Here is a 2,189-nt window from a genome sequence, read left to right on the forward strand (position 1 = left end):
GGCGCCGGGGCCCGCTGGTATCTGTGGCTGCACATCGCGCTTGGCTGGGGGCTCAGCCTGCTGGCGGTGGCGGCGTTTTCCGGCCTGGTGAGATCGGATTGACGCGATGGCGGACGAGAAAACGCAAAACCCGCACCGGCTGGCCATTCGCGTCTATTACGAGGACACCGATTTCGGCGGCGTGGTCTATTACGCCAACTACCTGAAATTCTTCGAACGCGGGCGCACGGAATCGCTGCGCGCGCTCGGGGTCGATCAGCTGGCGCTGAAGGCGGCGGGGATCGTGTTCGTGGTGCGGCGGTTCGAGGTCGACTATCTGGCGCCCGCCCGGTTCGACGACATGATCGTGGTGGAAACCGGCGTCGACAAGGTGGGCGGGGCCTCGGTGACCATGACCCAGCGCATCGCGCGCGGCGACGCGACGCTGACGCGCGCCAGGGCCCGGGTGGCCTGCATGACCGCCGACGGGCGCCCCGCGCGGCTGCCGGATGACCTGCGCGAGGCGTTGTCGCGCATGGCGTGACGGTCCGCCCGGGCGGCCTGAAACCCTCCGGTCCGGGAAACCCTGACGCGCCGCCCTAGTTTCGGCGCACATCATGCACTATCATTGACACCAGAGCAGGCCCGGACGAAACACCCTCGGCAAAAGCGGGTGGCGCGAGGGCTGGTCCGCGCGAGCGGATGCATGAGCAAGAGGCAGGCTGAGCTGATGGAATCCATACTGGAGCTGTTTCTGCGCGCCACGCTGGTCGTGCAGCTGGTGATGGTGCTGCTGATCCTCGCCTCGTTCTGGTCCTGGGCGATCGTGGCGGGCAAGATGATCGGCTTCGCGGCGGTGAGGCGCGAAAGCGGCATGTTCGAGAACGCCTTCTGGTCCGGCCAGCCGCTCGAGGACCTGCACGCGCGGGTCGGCGAGCGGCCGCGCTCGGCCATGGAGCGGATCTTTTCCGCCGGCATGCAGGAATGGCGCAAGTCGCAGTCGCGCGGCGGCGTCCTGATCCCCGGGGCGCTGTCGCGCATCGAACGCGCCATGAACGTCGCCATCAACCGCGAGGCGGAGACCCTGGACGCCCGGCTCGGATTTCTCGCCACGGTGGGGGCGATCGCGCCCTTCGTGGGGCTGTTCGGCACGGTCTGGGGCATCATGAACAGTTTTTCGGCGATCGCCGAACAGCAGAACACCAACCTCGCGGTGGTGGCGCCGGGGATTTCCGAGGCGCTTCTGGCCACCGCGCTGGGGCTGTTCGCGGCGATCCCGGCGGTGATCTTCTACAACAAGCTGTCGGGCGACGCGGATCGGTTGACCGCGCGGATGGAGAATTTCGCCGATGAATTCGGCGCCATCCTGTCGCGCCAGATGGAACGGCGGGACGGCTGACATGGGCGCGAGCGTTTCAGACCGCTCGGGCGGCGGGCGGCGACGGCGCGGACGGGCGGGCCGCCGGCTGATGGCCGAGATCAACGTCACCCCCTTCGTCGACGTGATGCTGGTGCTGCTGATCATCTTCATGGTGGCGGCGCCGCTGCTCACCGTCGGCGTGCCCATGGAACTGCCGCGCACCGCAGCCAATCCGCTGCCCACCCCCAACGAGGCCCCGCTGACCATCCAGCTGTCCGCCGACGGGCAGGTCTATGTGCTCGACGAACCGGTGGCCCGCGACAGGCTGCCCGCCCTGCTGGCGGCGCTGGCGCGGGAACGGGGCGAGGACAAGGTGTTCGTGCGCGCCGACCAAAGCATCCCCTATGGCAGGGTGATGGAGGTGATGGGCGCGCTCAACGCCAGCGGGTTCCGCTCCATCGGGCTGGTCACCGACACGCAGGACGGTTCGGGGCGCGCCGCGGAGGAGGAGCGGTGAGCCCCCCCGGCGCCCCGGCCAGCGACGCGCTTGACCGCGGAACCGTGCCGGGGATCGCCGTGTCGGCGCTGCTGCATGGCGCCATCATCGCCATGGTGCTGTTCGGCGGCCCGATCTTCGACGCCAGGCCGCCGCCGGCCATCGCCATCGCCAATGTGGACCTGATCAGCGGCGAGGCGTTCGACGTGGCCATGTCCTCGGCGCCGCAAGGGCCGCGCGACCCCGCGGCGCAGATCGCGCCGCCGATGGACGGCGAACCGGCGCCGCCCGCGGCGCCGGCCGCCGACGCCGCGCCGGATCGCGCCCAACAGCCCCGCGCCGAGGTCCCCGGCG

The 2,189-nt window shown here is 70.1% G+C and carries 3 protein-coding genes and 1 pseudogene; all 4 read left to right on the forward strand.

Annotated elements, in window-relative coordinates:
• Positions 1–106: 106 nt before the first annotated feature.
• Complete coding sequence (gene ybgC, locus AC1HC7_RS05715; protein ID WP_479497296.1) at positions 107–523, forward strand: tol-pal system-associated acyl-CoA thioesterase; 417 nt, start codon at positions 107–109, stop codon at positions 521–523.
• Between the two features lie 162 nt (positions 524–685).
• The gene (tolQ, locus tag AC1HC7_RS05720; protein WP_479497297.1) at positions 686–1,378 is read left to right on the forward strand and encodes a protein TolQ; all 693 of its coding nucleotides are present in this window, start codon (positions 686–688) and stop codon (positions 1,376–1,378) included.
• A gap of 1 nt (position 1,379) precedes the next feature.
• On the forward strand, positions 1,380–1,856 hold the full coding sequence (gene tolR / locus AC1HC7_RS05725; RefSeq protein WP_479497298.1) for a protein TolR: 477 nt from the start codon (positions 1,380–1,382) through the stop codon (positions 1,854–1,856).
• A pseudogene (locus AC1HC7_RS05730) lies at positions 1,853–2,189 on the forward strand (hypothetical protein); the annotation flags it as partial. The gene tolR and the pseudogene AC1HC7_RS05730, both read left to right, overlap by 4 nt.

The sequence above is a fragment of the Oceanicella sp. genome (assembly GCF_056449545.1).